The sequence below is a fragment of the Nocardioides nanhaiensis genome (assembly GCF_039542785.1).
Lineage (GTDB): Bacteria > Actinomycetota > Actinomycetes > Propionibacteriales > Nocardioidaceae > Nocardioides > Nocardioides nanhaiensis.
Window position 1 is genome coordinate 109394 of the sequence record NZ_BAABIM010000004.1, and the last position, 25924, is coordinate 135317.

Annotated in this window: 28 protein-coding genes; 11 read left to right on the forward strand and 17 right to left on the reverse strand. The window is 73.4% G+C overall.

Annotation, left to right across the window (positions count from 1 at the left end):
* Positions 1-8 precede the first annotated feature (8 nt).
* The 3 genes from ABD948_RS17575 (at position 9) to ABD948_RS17585 (ending at position 2879) form a co-directional block, all read left to right on the forward strand.
* A complete protein-coding gene (locus tag ABD948_RS17575; protein ID WP_345268260.1) occupies positions 9-791 on the forward strand; it encodes an NUDIX hydrolase in 783 nt (260 codons plus the stop codon).
* Positions 792-945: 154 nt separating this feature from the next.
* Entirely contained in the window at positions 946-2454 is a 1509-nt protein-coding gene (locus ABD948_RS17580) for an APC family permease (protein WP_345268262.1), read from the forward strand.
* A gap of 5 nt (positions 2455-2459) precedes the next feature.
* On the forward strand, positions 2460-2879 hold the full coding sequence (locus ABD948_RS17585; protein WP_345268264.1) for a universal stress protein: 420 nt from the start codon (positions 2460-2462) through the stop codon (positions 2877-2879).
* A 3-nt stretch (positions 2880-2882) separates the two neighbouring features.
* Here the strand turns inward: ABD948_RS17585 and ABD948_RS17590 are convergent, their stop codons facing one another.
* The 4 genes from ABD948_RS17590 to ABD948_RS17605 all read right to left on the reverse strand — a co-directional run bounded on the left by ABD948_RS17590 (position 2883) and on the right by ABD948_RS17605 (position 6578).
* Positions 2883-3644 (reverse strand): EI24 domain-containing protein, encoded by a 762-nt coding sequence (locus ABD948_RS17590; protein WP_345268266.1) that lies wholly within the window; start codon positions 3642-3644, stop codon positions 2883-2885.
* Between the two features lie 21 nt (positions 3645-3665).
* The gene (locus ABD948_RS17595; protein ID WP_345268268.1) at positions 3666-4490 is read right to left on the reverse strand and encodes a serine/threonine-protein kinase; all 825 of its coding nucleotides are present in this window, start codon (positions 4488-4490) and stop codon (positions 3666-3668) included.
* The gene (locus tag ABD948_RS17600) at positions 4487-6283 is read right to left on the reverse strand and encodes an ABC transporter ATP-binding protein (protein ID WP_345268270.1); all 1797 of its coding nucleotides are present in this window, start codon (positions 6281-6283) and stop codon (positions 4487-4489) included. The genes ABD948_RS17595 and ABD948_RS17600 overlap by 4 nt, the downstream gene beginning before the upstream one ends.
* A 130-nt stretch (positions 6284-6413) precedes the next feature.
* Positions 6414-6578, reverse strand: coding sequence for a hypothetical protein (locus tag ABD948_RS17605; RefSeq protein ID WP_345268272.1), 165 nt, complete (start codon positions 6576-6578; stop codon positions 6414-6416).
* A gap of 217 nt (positions 6579-6795) precedes the next feature.
* Between ABD948_RS17605 and ABD948_RS17610 the strand changes: the two genes are divergently transcribed.
* Positions 6796-7899 carry a hypothetical protein gene (locus ABD948_RS17610; protein WP_345268274.1) on the forward strand — a complete coding sequence of 368 codons (1104 nt, stop codon included), beginning with the start codon at positions 6796-6798 and terminating at the stop codon, positions 7897-7899.
* Between the two features lie 155 nt (positions 7900-8054).
* Here the strand turns inward: ABD948_RS17610 and ABD948_RS17615 are convergent, their stop codons facing one another.
* Both ABD948_RS17615 and ABD948_RS17620 read right to left on the reverse strand, forming a co-directional pair.
* Complete coding sequence (locus ABD948_RS17615) at positions 8055-9026, reverse strand: co-chaperone YbbN (RefSeq protein WP_345268276.1); 972 nt, start codon at positions 9024-9026, stop codon at positions 8055-8057.
* A 10-nt stretch (positions 9027-9036) separates the two neighbouring features.
* Entirely contained in the window at positions 9037-9957 is a 921-nt protein-coding gene (locus tag ABD948_RS17620; protein WP_345268278.1) for an EamA family transporter, read from the reverse strand.
* A gap of 73 nt (positions 9958-10030) precedes the next feature.
* On the opposite strand from ABD948_RS17620, the gene ABD948_RS17625 reads away from it, so the two are divergent.
* The gene (locus ABD948_RS17625) at positions 10031-10957 is read left to right on the forward strand and encodes a LysR family transcriptional regulator (RefSeq protein ID WP_345268281.1); all 927 of its coding nucleotides are present in this window, start codon (positions 10031-10033) and stop codon (positions 10955-10957) included.
* Here ABD948_RS17625 and ABD948_RS17630 read toward each other — a convergent pair.
* The 5 genes from ABD948_RS17630 to ABD948_RS17650 all read right to left on the reverse strand — a co-directional run bounded on the left by ABD948_RS17630 (position 10930) and on the right by ABD948_RS17650 (position 14552).
* Entirely contained in the window at positions 10930-11439 is a 510-nt protein-coding gene (locus ABD948_RS17630; protein WP_345268283.1) for a MarR family winged helix-turn-helix transcriptional regulator, read from the reverse strand. The genes ABD948_RS17625 and ABD948_RS17630 overlap by 28 nt on opposite strands.
* A 47-nt stretch (positions 11440-11486) precedes the next feature.
* A complete protein-coding gene (locus tag ABD948_RS17635; RefSeq protein ID WP_345268285.1) occupies positions 11487-12011 on the reverse strand; it encodes a PH domain-containing protein in 525 nt (174 codons plus the stop codon).
* A gap of 12 nt (positions 12012-12023) precedes the next feature.
* Complete coding sequence (locus tag ABD948_RS17640; protein ID WP_345268287.1) at positions 12024-12188, reverse strand: hypothetical protein; 165 nt, start codon at positions 12186-12188, stop codon at positions 12024-12026.
* Between the two features lie 146 nt (positions 12189-12334).
* Positions 12335-13303 carry a methylmalonyl Co-A mutase-associated GTPase MeaB gene (gene meaB / locus ABD948_RS17645; RefSeq protein WP_345268289.1) on the reverse strand — a complete coding sequence of 323 codons (969 nt, stop codon included), beginning with the start codon at positions 13301-13303 and terminating at the stop codon, positions 12335-12337.
* Between the two features lie 58 nt (positions 13304-13361).
* Positions 13362-14552, reverse strand: coding sequence for an acetyl-CoA C-acetyltransferase (locus ABD948_RS17650; protein ID WP_345268291.1), 1191 nt, complete (start codon positions 14550-14552; stop codon positions 13362-13364).
* A gap of 144 nt (positions 14553-14696) precedes the next feature.
* Here ABD948_RS17650 and mce point away from each other — a divergent pair, with 144 nt between their 5' ends.
* The 6 genes from mce to ABD948_RS17680 all read left to right on the forward strand — a co-directional run bounded on the left by mce (position 14697) and on the right by ABD948_RS17680 (position 20596).
* Positions 14697-15155: a methylmalonyl-CoA epimerase gene (gene mce / locus ABD948_RS17655; RefSeq protein ID WP_425576631.1), complete on the forward strand. Its 459-nt coding sequence runs from the start codon at positions 14697-14699 to the stop codon at positions 15153-15155.
* 25 nt (positions 15156-15180) lie between these two features.
* Positions 15181-15960, forward strand: a complete 780-nt coding sequence (locus ABD948_RS17660) for a hypothetical protein (protein WP_345268295.1) — start codon at positions 15181-15183, stop codon at positions 15958-15960.
* Positions 15961-16076: 116 nt separating this feature from the next.
* Complete coding sequence (ccrA, locus tag ABD948_RS17665) at positions 16077-17414, forward strand: crotonyl-CoA carboxylase/reductase (protein WP_345268297.1); 1338 nt, start codon at positions 16077-16079, stop codon at positions 17412-17414.
* A 282-nt stretch (positions 17415-17696) separates the two neighbouring features.
* A complete protein-coding gene (locus tag ABD948_RS17670; RefSeq protein WP_345268299.1) occupies positions 17697-18962 on the forward strand; it encodes a coiled-coil domain-containing protein in 1266 nt (421 codons plus the stop codon).
* Positions 18959-20146, forward strand: coding sequence for an AI-2E family transporter (locus tag ABD948_RS17675; protein WP_345268301.1), 1188 nt, complete (start codon positions 18959-18961; stop codon positions 20144-20146). Before ABD948_RS17670 ends, ABD948_RS17675 begins: the two co-directional genes overlap by 4 nt.
* A 189-nt stretch (positions 20147-20335) precedes the next feature.
* Positions 20336-20596 (forward strand): DUF4287 domain-containing protein, encoded by a 261-nt coding sequence (locus ABD948_RS17680; protein WP_345268303.1) that lies wholly within the window; start codon positions 20336-20338, stop codon positions 20594-20596.
* A gap of 60 nt (positions 20597-20656) precedes the next feature.
* On the opposite strand, the gene hisF is transcribed toward ABD948_RS17680, so the two are convergent.
* The 6 genes from hisF to hisD are packed head-to-tail and all read right to left on the reverse strand — an operon-like array spanning position 20657 to position 25842.
* Positions 20657-21427, reverse strand: coding sequence for an imidazole glycerol phosphate synthase subunit HisF (gene hisF / locus ABD948_RS17685; protein ID WP_345268305.1), 771 nt, complete (start codon positions 21425-21427; stop codon positions 20657-20659).
* Entirely contained in the window at positions 21424-22158 is a 735-nt protein-coding gene (gene priA, locus ABD948_RS17690; protein ID WP_345268307.1) for a bifunctional 1-(5-phosphoribosyl)-5-((5-phosphoribosylamino)methylideneamino)imidazole-4-carboxamide isomerase/phosphoribosylanthranilate isomerase PriA, read from the reverse strand. The genes hisF and priA overlap by 4 nt, the downstream gene beginning before the upstream one ends.
* The gene (hisH, locus tag ABD948_RS17695; protein ID WP_345270353.1) at positions 22155-22808 is read right to left on the reverse strand and encodes an imidazole glycerol phosphate synthase subunit HisH; all 654 of its coding nucleotides are present in this window, start codon (positions 22806-22808) and stop codon (positions 22155-22157) included. Before hisH ends, priA begins: the two co-directional genes overlap by 4 nt.
* Positions 22805-23431: an imidazoleglycerol-phosphate dehydratase HisB gene (hisB, locus tag ABD948_RS17700; RefSeq protein ID WP_345268309.1), complete on the reverse strand. Its 627-nt coding sequence runs from the start codon at positions 23429-23431 to the stop codon at positions 22805-22807. The genes hisH and hisB overlap by 4 nt, the downstream gene beginning before the upstream one ends.
* Positions 23428-24534, reverse strand: a complete 1107-nt coding sequence (locus ABD948_RS17705) for a histidinol-phosphate transaminase (protein WP_345268311.1) — start codon at positions 24532-24534, stop codon at positions 23428-23430. Before ABD948_RS17705 ends, hisB begins: the two co-directional genes overlap by 4 nt.
* Positions 24535-24546: 12 nt before the next feature.
* Positions 24547-25842, reverse strand: coding sequence for a histidinol dehydrogenase (gene hisD / locus ABD948_RS17710; RefSeq protein ID WP_345268313.1), 1296 nt, complete (start codon positions 25840-25842; stop codon positions 24547-24549).
* Positions 25843-25924: the final 82 nt, after the last annotated feature.

Sequence of the window (25924 nt, forward strand, 5' to 3'; positions counted from 1 at the left end):
GTGACCGCGTGACCCCTCCCGAACCCGTCACCGACGTCACCCCCGTGGCCGAGGGCGTCGCCCGCATCAGCTGGGGCGACGACCTGGTGGCGGGCGACTGGATGGCGGCCGTCGACGTCGTGCGTCGCGATGTCGCCGCAGCCCTGCAGGACCACGCCCGCGTCGAGGTCGTCGTCGACGCCGACGATGAGCGCGCCCAGCGCGTGGCGACCTGGTCGGGCATGCGACGCGAGGGCGTGCAGCGCGGCGTCGACGGCGACCAGGTGGTCTACGCGCGCCTGGCCACCGACACGCCCGTCAACGAGCCCGGTGGCTTCCGCGCGCTGCTCAACTCCTTCCTGCCGCGCAAGCGGGCCATCGCCCAGATGCTGGTGCGCGACACCTCCCCCGAGCCCCGCGTGCTGCTGTGCCGGCTCACCTACAAGACCGACTGGGACCTGCCGGGCGGCGTCGTGGAGGTGAGCGAGTCGCCCCGCACGGCCGTGGCGCGCGAGGTCGAGGAGGAGCTCGACCTGACGCTGCCCGCCGGCGAGCTGCTGCTCACCGACTGGCTCCCGCCGTGGGGCGGCTGGGACGACGCGCTGTGCCTGGTCTTCGACGGCGGCGGCCACGCCCCCGACCTGCTGGACCGCGTCGTCAAGCAGGCCCGCGAGATCCGCGACGTCGAGTTCTGCACCCTGGCGCAGGTGCACGAGCGCGCCGCCGACTTCACCGCACGCCGGGTGGAGGCCGCACTGGCGGTGCTCTCCGACCCGGGTGGCGCGCCCCGCTACACCGAGTCCGGTCGCTGAGTCCGCCGCTGAGCCAGCCACTGAGTTCGGGCCCGAGCGCATGTTTCGCTGACGAAAACTTCCGCCGCGGGCGGCACTGACTTCGGATCCAGCACTATCGCTCCGGCGCCGGACCAGGTAGAAACAGGGCTCCACCCACCCAGGAGCGATGCCCATGACCGACACGCGGCCCGCCGCGCTCAAGTCCGACGCCATCGGCTTCGTCGACGCCGTGGTGATCGGACTGGCCTCCACCAGCCCGGCCTACTCGCTGGCAGCCGTGATCGGCCCCATCGCCGCCCTCGTCGGGGTCTACGCGCCCGGCGTCCTGCTGGCCAGCTTCGTGCCCATGGCCCTGATCGCCACCGCGTTCCTCTACCTCAACCGGGTCGACACCGACTGCGGCACCACCTTCAGCTGGACCACCCGGGCGATGGGCCCGTGGTTCGGCTGGATCGGCGGCTGGGCCATCGCCATGACCGGTGTGCTGGTCATCGGCTCGCTGGCCGACGTCGGTGTCCGCTTCGGCCTCTACACGGTGGGCGCCGACTCCGCGGCGGACAACGCCTGGGTGCGGATGCCCCTGGCGGTGCTGCTCATCCTCTTCCTGACCTGGCTGTGCGTGCTCGGCACCGACGTCTCGGCCCGGATCCAGAACGTGCTGATCTTCGGCCAGGTCATCTCGCTGCTCGGCTTCGCGGCCGTCGCCATCGTCAAGGCGCTCGATGGCAACAGCAGCCTCGACCCCATCATCCCCGAGCTGGGGTGGCTCAACCCGTTCGCCGAGGGAGGAGCAGCGCTCTCCTCCGGCCTGCTGCTCGGCGTGTTCGCCTACTGGGGATGGGAGTCGGCGGTCAACCTGGCCGAGGAGACCCGCGACGGCGCCAGCGCGCCCGGCCGCGCCGGCGTGTGGTCGACGGTCATCCTGCTGCTCACCTACGTCTCCGTCGCCACGGCGGTCGTGGCCTTCGCCGGCACCCAGTGGCTCAGCGACAACGCCGGCGAGGAGGAGTTCGTCTTCGCCTACATCGCCGACGAGGTGCTGGGCGGGTGGTCGTGGATCCTGTTGTTCTCGGTGGCCACCTCGGCGATCGCCTCCACCCAGACCACGATCATCCCCGCCTCGCGCACCGGGCTCTCGATGGCGCGGCGCCACGCCCTGCCCTCGGGCCTGGCGCGCATCCACCCCACCCACCGCACGCCCGACGTCAGCACCTGGTGGGTGGCCGGCATCGCCATCGCCTGGTACGTCGGCATCTACCAGGTGAGCGAGAACGCCCTGTTCGACTCGCTGTCGGCCCTGGCGCTCCTGATCGCGTTCTACTACGCGCTCACGGGCATCGCGTGCGCGATCTTCTACCGCCGCCACCTGCTCGAGAGCGCGCGCAACCTGGTGCTGATCGGCGTCGGCCCGCTGCTGGGCTCCGCCCTGCTGATCTGGCTGCTCGTCCTCTCGGTGCGCGACCTCTCCGACCCGGCCAACTCCTACAGCGGCCAGTCCTGGTTGGGCGTCGGCCCTCCCCTGGCCATCGGCGTGGGGATCCTGCTGGCCGGCATCGTGGTGATGCTGGTCTGGCGCACCCGCGACGCGCGGTTCTGGGAGGAGCGACCCACCGTCGCCGACCCGGACATCGTCCACGGCGTCAAGGCGCCGCACGCCGACCCCGACGGTCTGGAAGGCTGAGCCCCATGAGCGTGGTCGTCGGATACGACGAGTCCCCCGGCGCCGACCGTGCGCTGGACACCGCCATCACCGTCGCGACGCGGTGGGGCGAGCCCCTCGTGCTCGTCTACGGAGCCGGCCCGCCGGGGATGGTGGGCGAGGAGGCAGGTGCGCACCGCGAGGCGCTGCGCGAGATGGGTCGCACCGCGCTCTCGCACGCCGTCGAGCGCGCGCAGGCCGCCGGCATCGACACCGAGATCCGGCTCGTCGACGCCAAGCCGGCCCAGGCGCTGATCGAGGTGGCCGACGAGCTCGACGCCACCGTGATCGTGGTCGGCACCGTGGGCGAGAGCCCGCTGCGCGGCGCGATGCTGGGCTCCACCCCGCACAAGCTGCTGCACCTGGCCACCCGGCCGGTGCTGTGCGTCCCGGTCGACCAGGGCTGAGAGCTACACCCGGCCCGTGGGGGGCGCGGTGGGCGCGCTCGGCGGCGGGGTCTCGGCCAGCAGGTCGCGCGCCAGCATGGTCGAGCCGACGACAGCCGCCGGCATCACCGCCACCGCCCCGAAGGGCACCAGGAAGAACAGCTGGGTCACCGCGCCGAAGCCGAGCACCCGTCCACGGTGGAGCTTGAACAGCGTCTCGCGCTCCACGCGGTCCATGCCGCGCGCCTCCAGCGGACGGCCGAGCAGCTCGCGGGCCAGCACCCGGGCGGCCAGGAGGAAGCCGGCCACGATGCCGGCGAGGGACCCGATCACCGGCAGGAAGCCCAGCAGCAGCACCGCGGCCGCCGTCAGCAGGCCGATGACCACGAGCGCCAGCCCGTCGCGGACCGAGCGCCACACGCCGAGGTCGCCGTCGGGCACGGGGCCGCCGAGCATCTCCTCGGTGGCGCGCCAGATGCGCTCGTAGAACGGGTCGCCGACCGCCAGCGTGAGGCCGGTGAAGCTCAGCACGGCGCCGGCCAGGGCAGCCACCACCAGCACCAGGCCTGCGAGCAGGCGCACCAGGTCGCGGGCGCCGGCCGACCAGTCGTCGGCGAACGGCGTGACCCACCCGGCGACGGTGCCGAGGTTGAACGCCAGCAGCAGGATCAGGGTCGCCAGCACCGCGAACACCAGCGCCGCGGGCACCATCCCGAGCAGCATCAGGCGGGGTCGGGTGCGCCACAGGCCGAAGCCGCGCAGCAGGTAGCCAGGTCCACTCGTCACCGGCAGGAGGCTAGTGCCCCCTCAGGAGGTCTCGGCGACCGCGGTCAGGACCCGGCGCAGCTCCGGCCACCCCGGGCGCCGGGCGGGGTCGGGGTGCAGGCACCGCCGCAGCAGGTCGCCGAACGCCGGTGGCAGCGGCTCGCCCCAGGGGCGCAGCGGTCGCCGCCCCACGCGGTACGGCAGGGCACGGGCAGGATCGGGCAGCCGGTCGGTCATGGCCTCCAGCAGGGTGACGCCGAGTCCGAACGTGTCGGTGGCCGCCGTGAGCACTCCCCCGGACAGCTGCTCGGGAGCCATGTACTCCTCGGTGCCGATGCCGGCTCGGGCCGGCCCGGGCTGCCGCGCGACGCTGAGGTCGATGAGCACGGCACGCGTCCCGTCCACCACCACGTTCTCGGGCTTGACGTCCAGGTGCAGCCAGCCGTGCCGGTGCAGGTAGGAGAGCGCGGAGCCCAGCTGCAGCCCCAGGTGCGCGGCGTCGCGCGGCCCCAGCCGGCGGCGCGCGACCAGGGCGTCCAGCGTGTGCCCGCCCAGCGTCTCGAGCACGGCCGCCGGCACCGGCTGCTCGACCACCTCGTAGCCACGCACGAGGTGCGGGTGCGTCAGGTCCGTGAGCAGGCGCCCCTCGGTCAGCACCGCCTCGCGCACGCGCTCGACGTCGGCGCGGTCGGGCCGCACGATCTTCACGATGCACCGGCAGCCGCGCTCGCGGCTGTGCACGTCGTAGGTGTCGACGCGCTGGCCGCGGCTGAGCAGCTCGACGACGTCGTAGCCCGGCAGCACGTCCTCGCCCACGGGCACCACGCCCTCGTCGGTGTCGTCCTCGTCGATGGCATGCGCATTCATGCCAGGACCTCCTCCTCGGGTCGGTCGGGAGCCTCGGCGCCACCCTCCACCAGCAGGCCGTCACGCAGGGTCAGCACGCGGTCGGCCAGCGCGGCCACGGCGGGGTCGTGGGTCACCAGCAGCACGGTGCGCTCGCGTGCGGCCTCGAGCAGCGGCGTCATCAGCGCCACCGACGCGTCGGCGTCCAGGCCCGAGGTGGGCTCGTCGAGCACGAGCACCGGTGAGTCGCGCAGCAGCCCGCGCGCCAGGGCGAGCCGCTGGCGCTGGCCGCCGGAGAACGTCCGGCCGCGCTGCCCCACCCGGGTGTCGTAGCCCTCGGGCAGCCGGCTCACGAAGTCGTGCACGTCCGCGGCGCGCGCTGCGGCCACCACGTCGACGCGGTCGGCGTCGGGCCGCGAGAAGGCGATGTTGTCGTGCACCGAGGCGTCCAGCAGCAGCTGCTCCTGCAGCACGATCGTCACGGACTCGCGCACCGAGGTGGCGGTGGCCGCCGCGACGTCGACGCCGTCGACCCGCACGACGCCCTCCGTGGGCTCGAGGTGACGGGTGAGCAGCCGCGCCAACGTGGACTTGCCGGCACCGCTCGGCCCGACGACGGCCACGGTCTCCCCCGGCGCCACGTGCAGGTCGACGCCGCGCAGGGCGTCGCGGGCAGCACCCGGGTAGCGGGCGGTCACGGCCTCCAGGCTGAGCGCGCCCCGCCGCGCCGGCGCCACGGCGGCCAGGTCGACGGCGTCCGGCCGGTCGCCCGGCACGGGCTCGTCGAGGAGCTCGACGATGCGCTCCACACCGGCCGAGGCGGAGTACAGGCTGGGGATCAGGTCGCTCAGCGAGCGGATCGGCGAGTAGCACTGCGCGAGCAGCGCCAGGAAGGCCAGCAGCCCGCCGAGGGTGAGCCGGTCGGTGGCGAGCGCCCAGGTGCCGAACCCGATGACGAGCAGCACCCCCAGCAGCTCGGCCAGGTCGACGACGGGCAGGAAGACCGCCCGGATGCGGGCCGAGGCCATCTCCGCGCCCGCGATGGCCTGGTTCTCGCGCGTGTACTTGGCCAGCGCGTCGCCCTCGCGGCCGTAGGTCTGCACCAGCACGCCGTTGGCCAGGTTCTCCTCGGCCACCGAGGAGAGCGACCCGGCACGCCGGCGTCGCTCGCGCGAGACCTCCTTGACGAAGCGCGCGAAGCGCGTCGCCACGAACCAGAACACCGGCACGACCACCAGCGAGATCAGCGCCAGCTGCCACTGCAGGTAGAACAGCCCGATCAGGTAGGCGGTGAGGCTCATCAGGTTGGCGACGCCACTGGTGAGGTTGCCGATCATGAACGACTCGACCGCAGCGACGTCGGAGGTGAGCCGCGACATCGTGTCGCCCAGCCGGCGCCGCTCGAGCACGTGCAGCGGCAGGGCCATCACGTGCTCGAAGACGTCGCGCCGCAGGCGCACCAGGAACCGCTGGGTGATCCAGGTGGAGAGGATGTCGTCACACCCGTCGACGATCGCGCTGAACACGTTGAGGCCGATGTAGAGCAGCGCCAGGTAGACCAGCGGACCCCAGTCGGCGGGCACCAGCACCCGGTCCACCACCTGCTGGAAGAGCAGGATCTCGAGCACCTGGACGGCCGACCCCACGGCCAGCAGCAGTGCCCCGAGCAGCAGCCACCAGCGCAGCGGCCGCAGGCGCGGCCAGAACCGGACGACGACCTCGCGCAGCGTCATCCGCTCCGCGTGCTCCACCAGTCCCGAGTCGTCGGGGGCGGGGCGCAGCGAGGCGACCAGGCGCTGCCAGGCGGTGCGCATCAGAGGAGCTCCTCGGGTGGAGGTCGGGCGGTGCTGGGAGAGGTCGGGGCGCGCCTCGGGACGCGCGACGGCGGCGTCACCCCGGGAGGGGGACGCCGCCGGCACGTCTCAGACGCGCGTCACGTGCGGGTCAGCCGCGCGAGCGCGAACGGCTGCGCGAGCGGTTGCGCCCGCGGCCCCGACCGCGACCCCGGCCCCGACCCCGGCCGGTGCGGCTGCGGGAGTCGCTGCCCCGACGACGACGGCGGCGGCGCTCGGCGGGCTTGAGTGCCTCGAAGATTCCGGAACGGGCCATGACTGGCTCCTCTCGTCTCGCCCCCGACCCGGTGCCGGTGGGCTGATGACGAGAACTCTGCTGCCCGGTGGTGAGCCCACCGTGAGCCCTTCGTGAGACCCCTCTCATGCCTCTCACGAAGCCGGATCCGGCCCGGTTGCTCAAGAACGCCTCAGGAGTGCCTCAGGAGTCGCCCAAGCACCGGCGCCCGGGTCCGGACCGGCTCCATGCTGACGCCATGAGCACCCCCCACCGGCTCGCGCTCGCCGCTGCCACCCTCGCCCTGCTGCCGGTTCTCGGTGGCCTCACCGCACCCACGGCGCAGGGCGCCCAGCCGGTCGGCAACTGCCCCGACCTCGACAGCGGCCGTGTGGTCGTGCCCGGCAACCAGGACCAGGTCGTCGTCACCGCCCCCGCGGGCCGCACGATCGTGGGCTACTGCCTGAAGTCGGCCGGCCTGCGCGGCACCACCGGCGCGCCCTACCAGGTCGCGCTCGACTCGGCCGTCACCAGCCTCGTGCTCAAGCACCGCGACGGTGGCAACCTCACCCACTACTCGCTGCTCTACGCGCCGGTGCCGACCACGCCCGAGCAGCCCGTCGACCCCGATCAGCCCGTCGACCCCGAGCAGCCCGTCGACCCCGAGCAGCCCGTCGACCCCGAGCAGCCCGTCGACCCCGAGGTCCAGCCCGAGGTGCCCAGCACCCCGAACCCGCCGGTGGGTGGCCCCCACGGCTTCGACTGGAACTGGACCTATCCCGCGCCGTCCTGCTCGGAGCTGACCGTGCCCTACCCGGGTGACCTGCCCGGGGGCCAGGCCAACGACGTCAACGTGCGGATCTCCACCGACCAGGGCCAGCGCACCCTCAACTTCCACCGCAACGAGGGCACCTGGTCCGGCACCGTCGGCTTCCCGTTCGCCCAGCACCCCCAGTGGCCGGCCGGGATCGGTCGCTACGTCGTCGAGTGGGTGCAGGTGGGTGGCACCAACTACCACTGGCAGGGGGAGGTCGACTGCGTCGTCGGCGACGCCGGAGCGCCTCGGGCGGTCACCGACATCGAGGGCTGGCGCACCACCGCCACGGTGCGCAAGGGGCGGGCCGTCGGTGCCGACGCCGTCGTGGTCGACCAGGCCGGCGCCGACCCCGTGGTGCTCGAGAAGCGCACCCCCTCGGGCTGGGCGGCCGTGCGCACGATCGCCCCGGGCGCGGACGGCGCCGCCGTCGTGACCTTCCCGCGCGAGACCCGCCGCGGCACCTCGGTGTACCGACTGCGGGCACACGGCTCGGAGTCGGCCACCGGCGACGTGAGCACTGCTCTGCGGGTGCGCGTCACGCGCTGAGACAGCCCCGCGCGTGGTCGTTGGCCCGGGTCGGGCCGACTTGTCGGCCTGTTGTGTCGCTTGTCGGCCAATATCTTGGCCGACAAGCGGGGATCTACCCGGCCGACCGGGTAAACCTGAGGCTGGTGGGCGCGTGAGACCGCCCCAGCGTCGACTCAGAACAGCGCGGAGGCCAGGTTGCGCCGGGCGCGCAGGACGCGCTCGTCGTCGTTGCCGACGGCGGCGAAGAGGCCCAAGAGGTGCTCGCGAGCGCGGGTGCGGTCGGCGTCGCTGGTGCGGCGGACGAGCTCGATGAGGCGGTCGAAGGCGTCGTCGACGTGGCCGCCCAGGAGGTCGAGGTCGGCCACCAGCGTCTGGGCGTCGACGTCGTCGCGCTGGGCGGCGGCAGCCTCACGGGCGGCGTTGAGGTCGACGCCCTGCGTGCGGTGGAGCACCTTCGCCATCGCCAGGCCGGCGGCGGCCTCGGCGTCGGCGGGGTTGGCGTCGACGAGCTTCTGGTACTCGGCCACGGCGCCGTCGACGTCGCCGCGCTCGAGGGCGTCCTGGGCGGGGGCGTAGCGCGGGTCGACGGCGGGCTCGTCGGAGTCCTCGGCGGCCGCGGGTGCCCCGGCGGCGCCGGGCTGGTGACGACCGGTGATGCCCTGCGCCGTCAGCTGCTGACCGAGCTGGTTGAACAGCGTGGAGAGCTCCTCGGAGGTCAGCACGCCCGGCAGCGGCTGCGTGGCCGGCCGGCCGTCGAGCAGCACCATCATCAGCGGGATCTGCTGCACCTGCAGGGCCTGCGCGATCTGCGGGCTGGCGTCGACGTCGACCAGCGCGGCCAGGAAGCGGCCCTCGTAGGCCTCGACGACGCCCGCCACCTGGCGGGCGTACTCGGTGCTCTCGGGCGAGCGGGAGGGTGAGTGGATGACGAGCACGACCGGCGCCGTCATCGAGGACTCCAGCGTGGCCTGGAAGTTCGCCTCGGACACCTCGACGGTGTAGGAGCCCACCGCCCCGGACCCCGCAGCGGCAGCGGCTCCAGGGCCACCGGGAGCACCCGGTGCCGCACCGCCCGCGGGGGGTGCGGGCCGCTTGAGGCCGGAGAGGTCGATCGCACCGGGGCGGGAGAACGGCTGCTGCGTCATGCGAGTCATCCTAGGAGTGCGGGGCGGTCACCACCGGGGGTGGTCCGTCCACGACGGCGCCCCGGCGGCGCACTCGCCGTGCACCCCCGCGCAGGGCCACCAGCACACCGACGACCAGCAGCAGCCCACCGCCCAGCTCTCCGCGCGTGGGCACCTCGCCGAGCAGCAGCCAGGCGGTGGTCATCCCCACCACGGGCACGAGCAGGATCCACGGCACCACCTGCGCGGAGGGGTTGCGGCCCAGCAGGCCGTTGAACAGCCCGTAGCCCAGGAGCGAGGCGAGCCCCGCGGTGTAGAGCGTCGACAGCCCCGCCTCCCAGCCGAACGCGCCGAGACCGGCGACGACGCCCGCGGGGCCGTCGACCAGCAGGGAGAGCAGCAGTGCGGGCACCGGCACCACGAGCGCCGACCAGACGGTGAGGGAGAGCCCGCCGACCGCGCCGGCCGAGCGCGCGACCACGTTGCCGATCGCCCACGAGAGCGCCGCCAGCAGGCACAGCCCGAGGCCGAGCAGCGGCACCGAGCCGCCACGGCCCAGCGCCACCACCAGCAGCCCGGCCGCACCGACCCCCACGCCCACGGCCTGCGCCGTCGTCGGTCGCTCGCGCAGCACACCCGCGGCCAGCAGGATGGTCAGGATCACCTGGGCCTGCAGCACCAGCGAGGCCAGCCCGGGCGAGAGTCCGACGTCGAGGGCGAGGTAGAGGAAGGCGAACTGGCCGAGCGACATGAACGCGCCGACGGCGAGCACCACCCGCCAGCCGACGGTCGGTCGCGGCACCAGCCAGATGGCCGGCACCAGCACGGCGCAGAAGCGCAGCGCGAGGAACAGCAGCGGCGGCACGCCCCGCATGCCCCAGTCGATGACGACGAAGTTGAGGCCCCACACGAGGGCCACCAGGGCGGCGAGGAGGCAGTCGCGACGGGACACGTCCTCATCCTGACCGCCGAGCACCGTGCAGCACCAGCACGCGATGCTGCACACGAATCGGTAGCATCGCTGCATGATCGATCTTGCCGCGCTGGGTGCGCTGCGCGCCGTGGCCACCGAGGGCTCGGTGGTCGGCGCCGCCCAGGTGCTCGGCTACACGCCCAGTGCCGTCAGCCAGCAGGTCAAGCGGCTCGAGCGCCAGGCCGGCGTGGCGCTGCTGGAGCGCGTCGGTCGCGGCGTGATCCTCACCGGCGCCGGCCAGCACCTGGTGGAGTCGGGCGCCCGGCTGCTGGCCGACGTCGAGCAGGTGCAGGCCGGGCTGCACCGCCACACCGGCACCGTGGCCGGCCACCTGCGGCTCGTGGCCTTCTCGACGGCGGTGCGCGGCCTCGTGGCCGAGGCGGTGGCCGGCCTGCTGGCCGACCACCCGGACCTGCGGATCACGTTGACCGAGCAGGAGCCCTGGGACACGGTCGAGATGGTGGCGACCGGCCGCTGCGACGTCGGGCTCGTGCACAGCTGGGGCGACGTGCCGCTCGTGGTGCCCGACCACGTGACCCGGCACTCGGTGGCCACCGACGAGGGCGAGGTGGTGCTGCCGCGCACCCATCCGCTGGCCGGGAGGGCCGTGCTGACGCCGCGCGAGCTGGCCGAGGAGCCCTGGATCGCCACCCCGGAGGGCACGATCTGCCGCGAGTGGCTGCACCGCATGTACGTCGGCACCGGGCGCCCGCCCCGCATCGCGCACGTCTCGCTGGAGTTCGACTCCCACCTGGCGCTGGTGCGCCACGGCCTCGGCATCGCGCTGGTGCCCCGGATGGGCCGCGCCCCGCTGGGCCCCGAGCTCGTCGCGGTGCGGGTGCAGGACCCGGTGCCGGTGCGCGACGTCGTCGCGATGCACCGCACCAGCATGGCCACCTCCCCCGCCGTGGCCGCGGTGGTGGAGCGACTCGCCCAGCTGGGAGGTCGCGCTCAGGCCCCGGGCGTGTCGGGCTCGTAGTCGCCGGCGGCGGCACGGATCGGCCGCAGCAGCTCCGAGAGCGTGTGCTGGCCCTCGCCGTCCAGGGCGTCGAGACCGAACCCGGCGGCGACCAGGTCGCGGGTCGCGCGCTCCACCACCTCCCGGCCGGCCGGGGTGATCTCGGCCAGCACCGCGCGGCCGTCGTCGGGGTGGGCCTTGCGCTCGATCAGGCCGGCGTCGCCGAGCCGGCGCATGATCGAGGTGATCGACGTCGGGTGCACCTGCAGCCGCTCGCCCATCTTGCCGAACGGCAGCGACCCGCGGGAGGAGAACACCAGCAGCACGAGCGCCTCGTAGCGGGCGAACGTGAGGCCGTGCGGGCGCAGGACGGCGTCGAGCCGGGCGAGGACCAGCTGCTGCACGCGCATCAGCGAGGTGACCGCGTGCATCGGGGCGACGCCGTCCCACCGGCGGCCCCACTGGCGGGCCGCCTCGTCGATGGGGTCGAAGGGGAGGGTCACGGACGCCGAGGGTAGTCGTTACCGCGGGGCACGTCTGGAGCCGACCGTCAGTTGGGGACGCGCGGTCCGCGCAGCCCCGCGCGCTGCACCACCCGCTGGATGACGAGGTCGCGCTGGTCGGGCGAGCCGACGTGCCGGATGTCGCGCAGGCCCTGCTCCTGGGCCGCGGACTCGAAGCAGAAGTGGCCGAAGCCGAGGACGCGACCGTGCAGCGGCTTGCGCACGCTGATGTCGAGGATCCTGCTCAGGGGCATGGTGGCCAGGTGGGTGGAGAGCACGCCGTGCACCCGGAAGACGCGCATGTTGGTGATCACGAACCGGTCACGCGCCTCGCGCAGGGTCAGCCACGCCGCGTGCAGGAGCAGGCCGGCGCACGCCAGCAGCAGGATCCAGCCCAGGTTCACGTGCGCGAACGGCACGGCGACCAGGGCCGAGAGTCCGAGGCTCGCCTCGAGCGCGGGGCGCACGAACGCGACCCAGTGCTTGCGCACCTCGTCGACGATGACCTCGCCCTCCTCGCGCAGCAGGTGCCGCCCGATGTGCGGGTCGCTGACGGCAGCCAGGAAGCCCATGGGCCGGCCGCCCTAGCCCAGGGCGCCGAAGAAGTCGATGACGGCGGCGAACAGCTGCTGGGTCAGCTCCCAGGTCTGCTCTCCCCCGGCCTGCATGGTGTCGGCGAGCCCGTTGGGGTCGGTGAACATCCAGAAGCCGAGGAACACCACGACCACGGCGACGATGGCCTTCTTCATCGCTGGGACTCCTCCGGAGGTTGGGGAAGGGTGCGGGCGAGCCCGCGGACGGAGCGGAGGCACACCGGACGGCATCCCCCGGGGTCGTTGGTACCACCCGGCGCCGGTCGGTCGTGGGAGGCGCGCTCAGGTCGGCTCGGCCCAGCTCAGGCCGGGGCGGACTCGCCCGCCCGCGTGACCGCGGCGACCAGGGCGTCCGCGGCGGCGTAGGGATCGGTGCGCCCGGCGACGACGTCGGCCGCCAGCTCGTCGAGGTCGGCGCGGCCCTGCAGGCGCCCCCAGCGCTGCCGCAGCGCGGTGACGGCGATGGCCTCGACCTCCTCGCGGGCGCGGCGCTCGCGGCGTCGCTGCAGCTCGCCGGTGGCCTCCAGGTGGGTGCGATGCTCGCCCAGGGCGGCGACCACGTCCTCGATGCCCTGGCCGGTCTGGGCGACGGTGGGCAGGATCGGCGGCTGCCAGGCGTCGGGTCGGCGCTGGCCGAGCGCCAGCATGCCGCGCAGCTCGCGGCGCACCCGGTCGGCGCCGTCGCGGTCGGCCTTGTTGACCACGTAGAGATCACCGATCTCCAGGATGCCGGCCTTGGCGGCCTGGATGCCGTCGCCCATGCCGGGGGCCAGCAGCACCATCGTGGTGTCGGCCAGGGCCGCCACGTCGACCTCGCTCTGGCCCACGCCGACGGTCTCCACGAGCACGACGTCGTAGCCGGCGGCGTCGAGCACGCGCAGCGCCTGCGGCGTCGACCAGGCGAGGCCGCCGAGGTGCCCGCGCGAGGCCATGGAGCGGATGAACACGCCGGGGTCGGAGGCGTGGTCCTGCATCCGGATCCGGTCGCCCAGCAGGGCCCCGCCGGAGAACGGCGAGGAGGGGTCGACCGCGAGCACGCCCACCCGCCGGCCGGCAGCGCGCAGGGCCCCCACCAGCGCGTTGGTGGTGGTGGACTTGCCGACGCCGGGCGAGCCGGTGATGCCCACGACCTGGGCGTGGCCGCCGTGCGGGGCCAGCGCCGCCATCACCTCGCGCAGCAGGGGCGAGGAGTCCTCGACCAGCGAGATCAGCCGGCCGACGGCGCGGGAGCGCCCCGCGCGCGCCTGATCGACGAGCTCGGGGACCGACACCTGCCGGCGTCGGCTCCCCGAGCCCGAGCGGCCCTGCTCGCGGGTGCCGACGCCCTGCTCAGGCAGAGGGCACCTTGACGATGAGCGCGTCACCCTGACCGCCGCCGCCGCACAGCGCGGCCGCACCGACGCCGCCGCCACGGCGCTTGAGCTCGAGCGCGAGGTGCAGGACCACGCGGGCGCCCGACATGCCGACGGGGTGGCCGAGCGCGATGGCGCCGCCGTTGACGTTGACCAACTCGTCGTCGAGGCCCAGCTCGCGCGCGGAGGCGATGCCGACGGCGGCGAAGGCCTCGTTGAACTCCACCAGGTCGAGGTCCGCGGGGTCGATGCCCTCCTTGGCGCACGCCTTGGCGGTGGCGTTGGCCGGCTGCAGCTGCAGGGTGGAGTCGGGACCGGCGACCATGCCGTGGGCACCGATCTCCGCCAGCCACTCCAGGCCCAGCTCCTCGGCCTTGGCCTTGCTCATGACGACCACGGCGCAGGCGCCGTCGGAGATCTGCGAGGAGGTGCCGGCGGTGATGGTGCCGTCCTTGGCGAACGCGGGGCGCAGACCGCCGAGCGACTCGGCGGTGGTGTCGCCGCGCACGCCCTCGTCCTGGCTGACGACGACGGGGTCGCCCTTGCGCTGCGGGATCGAGACGGGCACGACCTCCTCGTCGAAGACGCCGTTCTTCCAGCCCTCGGCGGCCTTCTGGTGAGAGCCCGCGGCGAAGGCGTCCTGCTCCTCGCGGGTGAACTGGTTGGTGGCGGCGTTGCACTGCTCGGTGAGCGCGCCCATCGCCTGCTGGGTGGCCTGGTCGAACAGGGCGTCGTAGGCCATCGAGTCCACGAGCGCGGTGTCGCCGTACTTGAAGCCCTCGCGGCTCTTGGGCAGCAGGTGCGGGGCGTTGGTCATCGACTCCATGCCGCCGGCCACGATGATGTCGGCCTCGCCGGCGCGGATCATCTGGTCGGCGGTGGCGATGGCGTTGAGGCCCGAGAGGCACACCTTGTTGATGGTGATCGAGGGCACCGAGGCGGGCAGCCCGCCGGCGATGCCGGCCGCGCGAGCCGGGTTCTGGCCGGCGCCGGCCAGGATGACCTGGCCCATGATCAGGTACTCGACGGCGTCGGCGGCGACGCCGGCCTTCTCCAGGGCGCCCTTGATGGCGACGCCGCCGAGGTCGGCGGCGGAGAGGCTCTTGAGGCCGCCGAGCAGGCGGCCGATCGGCGTGCGAGCGCCGGCGACGATGACGGATCCGGACATGGGTGCCTCCAGGGTGGTGCGGCAGTACCGCGGTCGACTGGCTTCGGACGATACCGACGAGTCACATCGGGCGCGAGGGTGTCCGCGGCCACGGCGTGCGGCACATGTCACACCGGCTCGCGCCGCCGGGCGGCGCGTACCAGCATGTGCGCCATGAGCGCGCCCCTGGACCTGCCCGAGCACCTGTTCACCGCCATCGACCACGTGGGCATGGCGGTGCCCGACCTCGACGAGGCGATCGCCTTCTACCGCGACACCTTCGGCATGCGCCTGGCGCACGAGGAGGTCAACGAGGAGCAGGGCGTCCGCGAGGCCATGATGGCGGTCGGCGACTCCGGCTCCCACGTCCAGCTGCTGGCCCCGCTCTCCGAGAGCTCCACGATCGCGAAGTTCATCGACCGCAACGGCCCCGGCTGCCAGCAGGTGGCCTACCGGGTGACCGACGTCGAGCAGGCCAGCGCGCTGCTGCGCGAGCGCGGGCTGCGGATGCTCTACGACGCCCCCAAGCGCGGCACCTCGGACTCGCGCATCAACTTCGTGCACCCCAAGGACGCCGGCGGGGTGCTGGTCGAGCTCGTCGAGCCGGCCGCGTCGTCGCACTGACCGGCCCCCGCCACCTGCGCGTCGGATGAGCCTGCCCCACCGCATCACCTCCGCCGAGCTGCCGCCCGCGTGGCTGTGGCGCGACCACCACTGGAAGCTGCTCGGTGGCGGCCCCCTCTTCACCGGGTTCGCGGTGGCGCTGTGGGTGATCTGGGTGCTCGTCCCCCAGGACGTGGCGCCGGTGGCCGGCCTCTCGGCGATCTGCCTGGCGCTCTCGGTCCCCGGCTGGCTGGCGTTCGACGAGCGGCGCGTGCGCGTGCGCGGGCTGGTCTCGACCTCCGGACCGCCACCCGCGCTCGTCTTCACCTCGGCCTGGTGGCGGCCGGTCGCCACCAGCCTCACGCTGGTGGTGGTCATCGGCATCTGGACCGCCTTCACCGTCGCGGTGACCGTGGGTGCCGAGGGCTCCGTGGCCCTGGGCGTCGCCCTGGGCCTGGGGTTCTGGCTGGTGCTGTTCCTGGTCGGGGTCCTGGTCAACCTGCGCCTGGGGCGGTGGGCGCGACCGGCACTGCCGCACGTCGCACTGGACGCCGACGGCGTCGTCGTCCGCGGTCTGCTGCACCGCACGCGCCTGCGCTGGGAGGACCACCCGTGGCCGGTGGCCGCGCGCCGCGCCCAGCTGGACCTCCGTGCGGCTCGCGCCCGACCGGTCAGGCTCCCGGTGGGCGCCTACGGGACCTCACGGTTGGTGATCGGCGCCGCCGTCGCCCACTACGCGCGCCACGCCCACGAGCGGCACGAGCTCGGCACCGTGCTCGCCGAGGAGCGCCTGCGCACGGGCACCCTCGCCTGGCCCTACCGGTGAGGCCGGCCGCGCGTGAGAAGTAGCGCACACCGGCTGCCACGCACCGTTACCGACCGGTACCTTTCGCTGACCGCACCCCGGACCCGCACTCGTTGACCTACCTCAAGGAGATCTCCGTGCAGCACATCCTCGACGCCATCACCGCCGATGACGCCACCTCCGAGGACTTCGCGTCCCTGGCTCTCCCGGAGTCCTACCGCGCCGCGGTGGTGCGCAAGGACGAGGTGGAGATGTTCCAGGGGCAGGAGTCGCGCGACAAGGACCCCCGCAAGTCCCTGCACGTCGACGAGGTGGCCCTGCCCGAGCTGGGTCCCGGCGAGGTGTTCGTCGGCGTGATGGCCTCGGCGATCAACTACAACACCGTGTGGACCTCCATCTTCGAGCCCGTCTCCACCTTCGGCTTCCTCGAGCGCTACGGCCGCCTCTCCGAGCTGACCAAGCGCCACGACCTGCCCTACCACATCGTGGGCTCCGACCTCTCCGGCGTCGTGCTGCGCACCGGCCCCGGCGTGACCAAGTGGAAGCCGGGCGACCGCGTCGTGGCGCACTGCCTCTCGGTCGAGCTCGAGGCCGCCGACGGCCACGACGACACGATGATGGACCCCGAGCAGCGCATCTGGGGCTTCGAGACCAACTTCGGCGGGCTCGCCGAGGTGGCGATGGTCAAGGCCAACCAGCTGATGCCCAAGCCCGAGCACCTCACCTGGGAGGAGGCCGCCTCCCCCGGTCTGGTCAACTGCACCGCCTACCGCCAGCTGGTCAGCAAGAACGGCGGCAACATGAAGCAGGGCGACAACGTGCTGATCTGGGGCGCCTCCGGCGGCCTCGGCGGCTTCGCCACCCAGTACGTGCTCAACGGCGGCGGCACCCCGATCTGCGTGGTCTCCAACGAGGAGAAGGCCGAGATCTGCCGCAGCATGGGTGCCGAGCACATCATCAACCGCTCGGAGGAGAACTACCGGTTCTGGAAGGACGAGCACAACCAGGACCCCAAGGAGTGGCTGCGGTTCGGCAGGAAGATCCGCGAGCTCACCGGCGGCGAGGACATCGACATCGTCTTCGAGCACCCCGGCCGCGAGACCTTCGGCGCCTCGGTGTTCGTGACCCGCAAGGGCGGCACCATCACCACCTGCGCCTCCACCAGCGGCTACATGCACCAGTACGACAACCGCTACCTGTGGATGAACCTCAAGCGGATCATCTCCAGCCACTTCGCCAACTACCGCGAGTCGTGGGAGGCCAACCGCCTCGTCGCGCAGGGCAAGATCCACCCGACCCTCTCGCGCACCTACAGCCTCGACGAGGTCGGCCAGGCCACCCTCGACGTGCACCGCAACGCGCACCAGGGCAAGGTCGGCGTGCTGTGCCTGGCACCCGAGGAGGGCATGGGCGTGCGCAACGACGAGATGCGCGCCACCCACCTCGAGGCCATCAACCGCTTCCGGGGTGTGTGACACCTCACTCCCCTCCTCGCGGATCACTGCCCCGCGGCGGCAACTTCCCACCGGCCCACCACGTCTTCCGTGGTGGGCCGGTCTGCGTCGCGGGTCGGCGGACCGGTGCTCGTCACGGGGTTCGTCACACTCGTCGACCACGCGGTGTCGCTGGGTCGTGGTGGGCCCCGGCATCGGACATGATGGGCACCCCGGTCACCACCGGCCCCCACAGACCAGTCAGCACCAGCCAGCACCAGCACCCGACCGACCGACGTCCACCCGATGCGAGGTACTCCACCCATGAGCGACCAGGGTCTGTCCATCTTCGACGACCAGCCCGACGACGACGCCCGCCGTCCCGGCTCCACCGGCGGCGAGGGCGAGCCGACCCAGGTCATCCCCGTCGTCCCCGACGAGCCCGCGCCGCCGCGCGCCTCCGGGGGCTCCGGCGCGCGGCCGGTCATCCCGCCGCCGCCGTCGTCCGCCACCGCCGGCGGATCGGGAGGCACCGCCCGCACCGCGCCGGGGCGGCCGGCCGCCGCCCCCACCCGGGCCCCGCTGCCCCCCGCCGCCACCGAGGCGCTTCCGGTGGTGCGGCGCGGCGGTTACGACCGCGCCGCCGTCGACGCGCGGATCCGCGAGCTCAGCGGCGACAAGGCCGCGCTGGCCGCCCGGATGGCCGAGACCGAGGAGCGCGTGAGCGCCCTGCAGGGTGAGCTCGAGGCCGCGCGCAAGGAGATCTCCGAGCTCGAGAACCCCACCTATGCCGGGCTCGGCGGGCGCGCGAGCGCCATGCTGCGGCTGGCCGAGGAGGAGGCCGACGAGATCCGGGCCACCGCCCAGCGCGAGGCCGAGGAGATCCGCACCCAGGCCGGCCGGGACGCCTCCGCGATCCGGTCCGACGCCAAGCGCGAGGCCGAGGACATGCGGGTGGTCCAGCTGCGCGAGCTCGACGAGCACCGCGCCCGCCTGATCGCCGACGCCGAGCAGGAGCGCAGCCTGGCCCGCAGCGAGGCCGAGGACATGCGCGCCTCCGCCAAGCGCGAGGCCGACCAGGTGCGCCTGGCCGCGCAGCAGGAGACCACCAGCCTGCGCACCTCCGCCACCCGCGAGGCCGAGCAGCTGCGTGCCGCCGCCGACCGGGAGGTGCAGGAGGCCCGGCGCACGCTCGCCGTCGAGAAGGAGCGCCTGGCGCGCGAGGCGACCGACCACCACAACAGCGCCGTCGCCGAGACCTCCCGCCTGGTCGAGGAGGCCGAGCAGCGCGCCGCCGCCGCCGAGGAGCGCGCCAGCGAGGCCGCCAAGCAGGCAGCCGAGGCGCGCGCCTCGGTCAAGGCCGAGTCCGAGGCCATGCTCAACCGGGCCCGTCGCGAGGCCGAGCAGGTCGTCGCCTCCGCGCAGACGCAGGCCGAGGCCACCCGCGCCTCGGGCGACGCCGACCTGCAGCGCGAGGTCGCCGCCGTCCGCGCCGAGCTGGACCGGCTCACCAAGCGCCGCGACGCCATCACCGCCCAGTTGGCCTCGCTGCGCGACGTCGTCGCCGGGTTCGCCGAGGACGAGAGTTGAGCGGCGGGGCGGGCGCCGAGCGGCCCGGGTCACCGGCCGCCGACGCCCTCCCCGCACCCGACGACGACGTGGTGGCCGCCGAGGCCCTCACCCAGCCGCCGGTTCCGCGCCCCACCGACATCCAGCCCGAGGACTTCGGCGAGCCCGGAGCCCCCTTCGAGCGGCACTCGCCGTTCTACTTCGGCTTCGTCTTCGGCCTCGGGGCGCTGCTGGCGTGGTTCCTCTACCTGGCGGTCACCAGCATCGGCTCGGTGCTGCTGCTCATCGTCGTCAGCCTGTTCCTGGCCTGCGGTCTCAACCCCGCGGTCGTCTTCCTCGAGCGGCGCGGTCTGCCCCGCTCCTGGTCGGTGCTCGTCGTCATCCTCGGCGTGCTCGGCGCCCTCACCCTGTTCGTGACCGCGATCGTGCCGGTGATCACCGACCAGGTCCGCAGCCTGACCCTCAACGTGCCGTTCTGGCTCGGGCAGCTGCAGGAGAACGAGCAGGTCCAGCGCCTCAACGAGCAGTACGACGTGCTCGACAGGATCCAGGAGTTCGTCGCCAACGGCGACTTCATCAGCAGCCTGTTCGGCGGCGTCCTCGGCATCGGCCTGCTGCTCATCTCCGCGCTTTTCAACGCCTTCATCATCTTCGTGCTGACGCTGTACTTCCTCTCCTCGCTCGAGATCACCAAGAACGCGCTCTACCAGCTGGCCCCCGCCTCGCGCCGCGACCGGGTGAGCAAGCTCGGCAACAAGGTCATCGACAACGTGGGCGGCTACGTGGCCGGGGCCTTCGTGGTGGCCACCACCGCCGGTCTCACCTCGCTGGTCTTCCTGCTGTTCGTGGGCCTGGCCGAGTACGCCGTCGCACTGGCGTTCGTCGTGGCGCTGCTCGACGTCATCCCGATGATCGGCGCCACCCTCGGCGCCGTCATCGTCACCGCCATCGGGTTCGCCACCGACGTCAAGACCGGCATCATCTGCGCGGTCTTCTACATCGCCTACCAGCAGTTCGAGAACTACGTCCTCTACCCGCGGGTGATGGGCAAGTCCGTCGACGTGCCGGGCTCGGTGATCGTGATCGCCGCCATCACCGGTGCCGCCCTCCTGGGCGTCGTCGGTGCCCTCCTCGCGGTCCCCACCGCAGCCGCCGTCCTGCTGATCCTGCGCGAGGTCGTCGTGCGGCGCCAGGACCTGCGGTAGCGGGTCGGCGCGGCGGGTCGTCACACGCGCTTCAGCAGCCTCAGGTCTTCCCTGCTGACCGGGTATCTCGTCACTTGTCGGCCAATATCCAGGCCGACAAGCGGCACAGTCCCCGGCCGACCGGGGAAATCCCACCCGGAGGTGCACGCCGTGCGATGAGTCCGGCCACCGAGCCCGGTCCACACCTGCATGAGCGGCTTCCAGACCTACCTCGACAACGCCGAGCGCAAGACCGGCACCACCCCGCGGCAGTTCCTCGACCTCGCCCACGAGCGCGGCCTCGACCGGGCGAAGGCCGCCGAGGTCATCGCCTGGCTCAAGACCGAGCACGGGCTGGGGCACGGCCACGCCGCCAACCTCGCCCAGCTGATCACCAAGGGTCCCGAGGCCATGGCGGCCAAGTACGGCGAGGACGGCGTCCTCCACCTCGACGGGATCGACCGGCGCTAGCCGCCCGCCGCTCGACCGGGTCACCCGGACCAGACTTGGCCCCCAGCGACAGTCCGCGCCTCAGCGCACCGGGTGACCCGCGGAGGCCAGGCCGGCCTTGACGTCGGCGATCCGCAGCTGGCCGAAGTGGAACACCGAGGCCGCCAGCACGGCGTCGGCGCCGGCGTCGACGGCGGGGGCGAAGTGGTCGACGGAACCCGCACCGCCCGACGCGATCACCGGGATGTCGACGACGGCGCGCACCGCCTCGATCAGCGCGAGGTCGAAGCCGTCGCGGGTGCCGTCGGCATCCATGGCGTTGAGCAGGATCTCGCCGGCTCCGAGCTCGGCGGCCTGCTGGGCCCAGGCCACGGCGTCGAGGCCCGCGGACTGGCGGCCGCCGTGGGTGGTGACCTCGAAGCCCGAGTCGGTGCTGGCCGGGCCGGTGGTGCGGCGGGCGTCGACCGAGAGCACCAGCACCTGGTTGCCGAAGCGCTGCGCGATCTCGGCCACCAGCTGCGGGCGGCGGATGGCGGCGGTGTTGACGGCGACCTTGTCGGCGCCGGCGCGCAGCAGCCGGTCGACGTCGTCGACCGAGCCGACTCCCCCGCCGACCGTGAGGGGGATGAAGACCTCCTCGGCGGTGCGCGAGACGATCTCCATCGTCGTCGCACGCTGCTCGTGCGAGGCGGAGATGTCGAGGAAGGTCAGCTCGTCGGCCCCCTCGGCGTCGTAGATCCGCGCCAGCTCGACCGGGTCGCCGGCGTCGCGCAGCTCGAGGAAGTTGACCCCCTTGACGACGCGCCCGCCGTCGACGTCGAGGCACGGGATCACCCGCACCGCGAGCGTCACGGCGCGCCCTTGGTCAGCGCCAGCGCGTCCTCGAGCGTGAAGCGGCCCTCGTAGAGCGCGGTCCCGGCGATGGCGCCCTCGACGCCATCGGGCACCAGGTCCATCAGCGCGCGGATGTCCTCGAGCGTGGTGACCCCGCCCGAGGCGATCACGGGGGCGTCGGTCACGGCGCAGACGTCGCGCAGCAGCTGCAGGTTGGGCCCGGCGAGCATGCCGTCCTTGTTGACGTCGGTGACGACGTAGCGCGCGCACCCCTCGCCGTCCAGACGGGCGAGAGTCTCGTAGAGGTCGCCCCCCTCACGGGTCCAGCCGCGCGCGGCGAGGGTGCGGCCGCGCACGTCGAGGCCGATGGCGATCCGATCGCCGTGCTCGGCGATGATCCGGGCGCACCACTCGGGCGACTCCAGGGCGGCGGTGCCGATGTTGACGCGGCGGCAGCCGGTGGCCAGCGCGGCGGCCAGCGACTCGTCGTCGCGGATGCCGCCGCTCATCTCCACGTCGATGTCGAGCGCGCCGACGATCTGCGCCTGGAGCTCGCGGTTGCTGCCGCGGCCGAAGGCGGCGTCGAGGTCCACGAGGTGCAGCCACTCGGCGCCGGCGTCCTGCCAGCGCCGGGCCGCGGCGACGGGGTCGCCGTAGGTGCGCTCGGAGCCGGCCACGCCCTGGGCCAGCTGCACGGCCTGCCCCTCGGTGATGTCGACGGCGGGCAGGAGCTGCAGGTAGGTGCTCACAGGGTTCCGATCCAGTTGCGGAGCAGGGCGGCGCCGGCGTCGCCGGACTTCTCGGGGTGGAACTGGGTGGCGCACAGCGGCCCGTTCTCGACGGCGGCGACGAAGCGGTCGCCGCCGTGCTCCGCCCAGGTGACCAGCGGTGCGCGGGTGCGGTCGTTGGTCTGCAACGTCCAGTCGCGGACGCCGTAGGAGTGCACGAAGTAGAACCGCTCGCCCTCGATGCCGTTGAACAGAGCGGTGCTCTCGGGAGCATCGACGGTGTTCCAGCCCATGTGCGGCACCACGGGCGCCTGCAGGCGCTCGACGAGGCCGGGCCACTCGTCGCAGCCCTCGGTCTCGACGCCGTGCTCGACCCCGCGCTCGAAGAGCACCTGCATGCCCACGCAGATGCCGAGCACCGGGCGGCCGCCGGCGAGGCGGCGTCCGATGATCCGCTCGCCCTTGATGGCGCGCAGACCCTGCATGCACGCCTCGAACGCACCGACACCGGGCACGACGAGCCCGTCGGCGTCCAGCGCGGTCTGGAAGTCGCCGGTCAGCTCCACCTGCGCGCCGGCGCGCTCGACGGCGCGCACCACCGAGCGCAGGTTGCCCGACCCGTAGTCCAGGACGACGACGCGCGGCCCGCCGGCGGTGCCCGCGCCGCTCAGAGCGCACCCTTGGTGGAGGGGACGCCCGTCTCGCGCGGGTCGAAGGCGATCGCGTCGCGGAACGCCCGCGCGAACGCCTTGAACTGCGTCTCCACGATGTGGTGCGGCTCGCGGCCGGCGAGCACGCGCACGTGCAGCGCCAGGTGGGCGTGGAAGGCGATGGTCTCGAAGACGTGCTGGGTCAGCGAGCCCAGGTAGGCGGGCGTGGTGCCGCCGAGCTGGACGTACTGCTGCCCCTCGGGCTCGCCGGTGTGCACGCAGTAGGGCCGCCCGGAGATGTCGACGACGGCCTGCACCAGCGCCTCGTCGAGCGGCACGGTGGCGTCGCCGAACCGGCGGGTGCCTGCCTTGTCGCCGAGCGCCTCGCGCAGCGCCTGGCCGAGCACGATGGCGGTGTCCTCGACGGTGTGGTGGGCGTCGATGTGGGTGTCGCCCTCGGTCTGCACCACCAGGTCCACCAGCGCGTGCCGCGCGAACGCGGTGAGCATGTGGTCGTAGAAACCGACGCCGGTGGAGATCTCGTGACGGCCGGTGCCGTCCAGGTCGACCTCGACGACGACCTTCGACTCCTTGGTCTGCCGCTCGAGACGCGCGGTGCGGGCCGGTCGGATCTGCTCGCTCATCGGTTCTCCTTGGTGATCTGCGCGGTCACGTGCACCAGCGCGTCGCGGAACGCGGTCATCTCGGCGGGCGTCCCGATCGACACCCGCAGCCACCCCGGCGGGCCGACCTCGCGCACCAGCACGCCCTGCTCGAGCAGACCCTGCCAGACGGCGTGCCGGTCCGCGAAGGTGCCGAAGAGTGCGAAGTTGGCGTCGGAGTCGGCCACCTGCCAGCCCTGCTCGCGCAGCCAGGCGACGGTGGCGTCGCGCTCGCCGCGCAGGTCGGCCACCCTGCCGAGCAGCTCGGGAGCGTGGCGCAGCGCCGCGAGCGCCGTCGCCTGCGTGACCGCACTGAGGTGGTAGGGCAGGCGCACGACGCGGATCGCGTCGCAGATGGCCGGGTCGGCGGCCAGGTAGCCCAGCCGCAGGCCGGCGGCCGCGAACGCCTTGCTCATCGTGCGCGTGACCACCAGGTTGCGGTGAGTGGGCAGCAGCTCGAGCGCCGAGGGGGTGCCCGCACGCCGGAACTCGCCGTAGGCCTCGTCGACGACGACGACGCCGCGCTCCCCCACCGCCGCGCAGAGCTCACCGATGACGGCGGGGTCCAGCGCGGTGCCGGTGGGGTTGTTGGGCGAGGGCAGGAACACGACGTGCGGCTGCTCGGCCTCGACCAGCGCACGGGCGGCGTCGAGGTCGAGCGAGAAGTCCTCGCGGCGCCGCCCCTGCACCCAGCGCGTGCTGGAGTCGCGGGCGTACTCGGGGTACATCGAGTAGGTGGGCGCGAAGCTGAGCGCGGTGCGCCCGGGCCCGCCGAAGGCCTGCAGCAGCTGCAGCATCACCTCGTTGGAGCCGTTGGCGGCCCACACCTGGGCGGGCTCGATGCCGTGCGGGGTGTCGCGGGAGAGGTAGTCGGCCAGCGCCTCGCGCAGCGCGACGTGCTCGCGGTCGGGGTAGCGGTGCAGCCCGAGCGCGGCCTCGCGGACGGCGTCGGCGATGTCGTCGGCGCACGCCTGCGAGGGACCGTAGGGGTTCTCGTTGGTGTTGAGCGCGACGGGCACGTCGAGCTGGGGGGCGCCGTACGGCGTCAGGCCGCGCAGCTCCTCCCGGATCGGGGGAAAGGTCATGACGGCTCCCGGTCAGTCCCGGAAGCGCGCGCGGACCGCGGCCCCGTGGCCCGGCAGGTCCTCGGCCTCGGCCAGCGTGACCACGTGGTCGGCGACCTCGGCGAGCGCCTCGCGCGAGTAGTCGACGACGTGCACCGACCGGGTGAAGGCGCGCACCGAGAGCCCGGAGCTGTGGCAGGCGCACCCGCCCGTGGGCAGCACGTGGTTGGAGCCGGCGCAGTAGTCGCCCAGGGAGACCGGGGCGTGGGCGCCGACGAAGATCGCGCCCGCGTTGGTGACCCGCGCCGCCCAGGCCGCGGCATCCTCGGTCTGGATCTCGAGGTGCTCGGCGGCGTAGGCGTCGACGGCGCGCAGACCCTGCTCCAGGTCGTCGACCAGCACGATGCCGGACTGCGACCCGCCCAGGGCGGTGCCGACCCGCTCGGCGTGCTTGGTGGCCGGCACCTGCACGGCCAGCTCGCGCTCGACGGCGTCGGCCAGCTCGACCGACGGGGTGACCAGCACCGAGCCCGCCAGAGGGTCGTGCTCGGCCTGGCTGACCAGGTCGGCGGCCACGTGGACCGGGTCGGCGGTGTGGTCGGCCAGCACGGCGATCTCGGTGGGACCCGCCTCGGAGTCGATGCCGACCTGCCCCTTGAGCAGGCGCTTCGCGGTGACGGTCCAGATGGAGCCCGGACCCGTGACCAGGTCGACCTTGGCGCAGGGACCGACCCCGTAGGCGAACATGGCGATCGCCTGGGCACCGCCCACGGCGTAGACCTCGTCGATGCCCAGCAGCGCGCAGGCCGCCAGGATCGTGGGGTGCGGCAGACCGCCGAACTCCTTCTGCGGGGTGGAGGTCAGCGCGATGGAGCCGACGCCGGCCACCTGGGCCGGCACCACGTTCATCAGCACCGAGCTCACCAGCGGCGCGAGGCCGCCCGGCACGTAGAGGCCCACCCGGGCGATCGGCAGCTTGCGGTGGGTGACCACGGCACCGGGGCCGAGCTCGGTGACGACGTCGCGCTCCAGCTCGTTCTCGCTCGTGGCGCGCAGCCGGCGGATCGACTCCTCGAGCCCGGCGCGGATGTCGGGGTCCAGCTGCTCGAGCGCCTCGGTCAGCGCGTGGGCAGGCACCCGGATGTCGGTCTGCTCGACGCCGTCGAACTTCGCCGACATCTCGGTGATCGCCTCGAGCCCGCGGGTGCGGACCTCCTCGCAGATGGCATGCACCGCGGGCACGGCGGCCTCGACGTCGAAGTCGGCGCGGGGCACCACGGTGCGGTAGTCCTCAGGCGTGGTGCCGCGGAGGTCGATGCGGCGGATCATGCCCCCAGTCTAGGAGCCGGGCCGGCGCTCCCCCGAGTCGGCGACGCCCGCTGGTACGTGAGTCCCCCCACCCGTGCCTCAC

Coding starts and splice junctions, on each gene's coding strand:
- ABD948_RS17580 (WP_345268262.1), top strand. CDS start 946: ATGACCGACACGCGGCCCGCCGCGCTCAAGTCCGACGCCATCGGCTTC.
- ABD948_RS17585 (WP_345268264.1), top strand. CDS start 2,460: ATGAGCGTGGTCGTCGGATACGACGAGTCCCCCGGCGCCGACCGTGCG.
- ABD948_RS17595 (WP_345268268.1), bottom strand. CDS start 4,490: ATGAATGCGCATGCCATCGACGAGGACGACACCGACGAGGGCGTGGTG.
- ABD948_RS17600 (WP_345268270.1), bottom strand. CDS start 6,283: ATGCGCACCGCCTGGCAGCGCCTGGTCGCCTCGCTGCGCCCCGCCCCC.
- ABD948_RS17605 (WP_345268272.1), bottom strand. CDS start 6,578: ATGGCCCGTTCCGGAATCTTCGAGGCACTCAAGCCCGCCGAGCGCCGC.
- ABD948_RS17610 (WP_345268274.1), top strand. CDS start 6,796: ATGAGCACCCCCCACCGGCTCGCGCTCGCCGCTGCCACCCTCGCCCTG.
- ABD948_RS17615 (WP_345268276.1), bottom strand. CDS start 9,026: ATGACGCAGCAGCCGTTCTCCCGCCCCGGTGCGATCGACCTCTCCGGC.
- ABD948_RS17625 (WP_345268281.1), top strand. CDS start 10,031: ATGATCGATCTTGCCGCGCTGGGTGCGCTGCGCGCCGTGGCCACCGAG.
- ABD948_RS17635 (WP_345268285.1), bottom strand. CDS start 12,011: ATGGGCTTCCTGGCTGCCGTCAGCGACCCGCACATCGGGCGGCACCTG.
- ABD948_RS17640 (WP_345268287.1), bottom strand. CDS start 12,188: ATGAAGAAGGCCATCGTCGCCGTGGTCGTGGTGTTCCTCGGCTTCTGG.
- ABD948_RS17650 (WP_345268291.1), bottom strand. CDS start 14,552: ATGTCCGGATCCGTCATCGTCGCCGGCGCTCGCACGCCGATCGGCCGC.
- mce (WP_425576631.1), top strand. CDS start 14,697: ATGTGCGCCATGAGCGCGCCCCTGGACCTGCCCGAGCACCTGTTCACC.
- ABD948_RS17660 (WP_345268295.1), top strand. CDS start 15,181: ATGAGCCTGCCCCACCGCATCACCTCCGCCGAGCTGCCGCCCGCGTGG.
- ABD948_RS17670 (WP_345268299.1), top strand. CDS start 17,697: ATGAGCGACCAGGGTCTGTCCATCTTCGACGACCAGCCCGACGACGAC.
- ABD948_RS17680 (WP_345268303.1), top strand. CDS start 20,336: ATGAGCGGCTTCCAGACCTACCTCGACAACGCCGAGCGCAAGACCGGC.
- hisB (WP_345268309.1), bottom strand. CDS start 23,431: ATGAGCGAGCAGATCCGACCGGCCCGCACCGCGCGTCTCGAGCGGCAG.
- ABD948_RS17705 (WP_345268311.1), bottom strand. CDS start 24,534: ATGACCTTTCCCCCGATCCGGGAGGAGCTGCGCGGCCTGACGCCGTAC.
- hisD (WP_345268313.1), bottom strand. CDS start 25,842: ATGATCCGCCGCATCGACCTCCGCGGCACCACGCCTGAGGACTACCGC.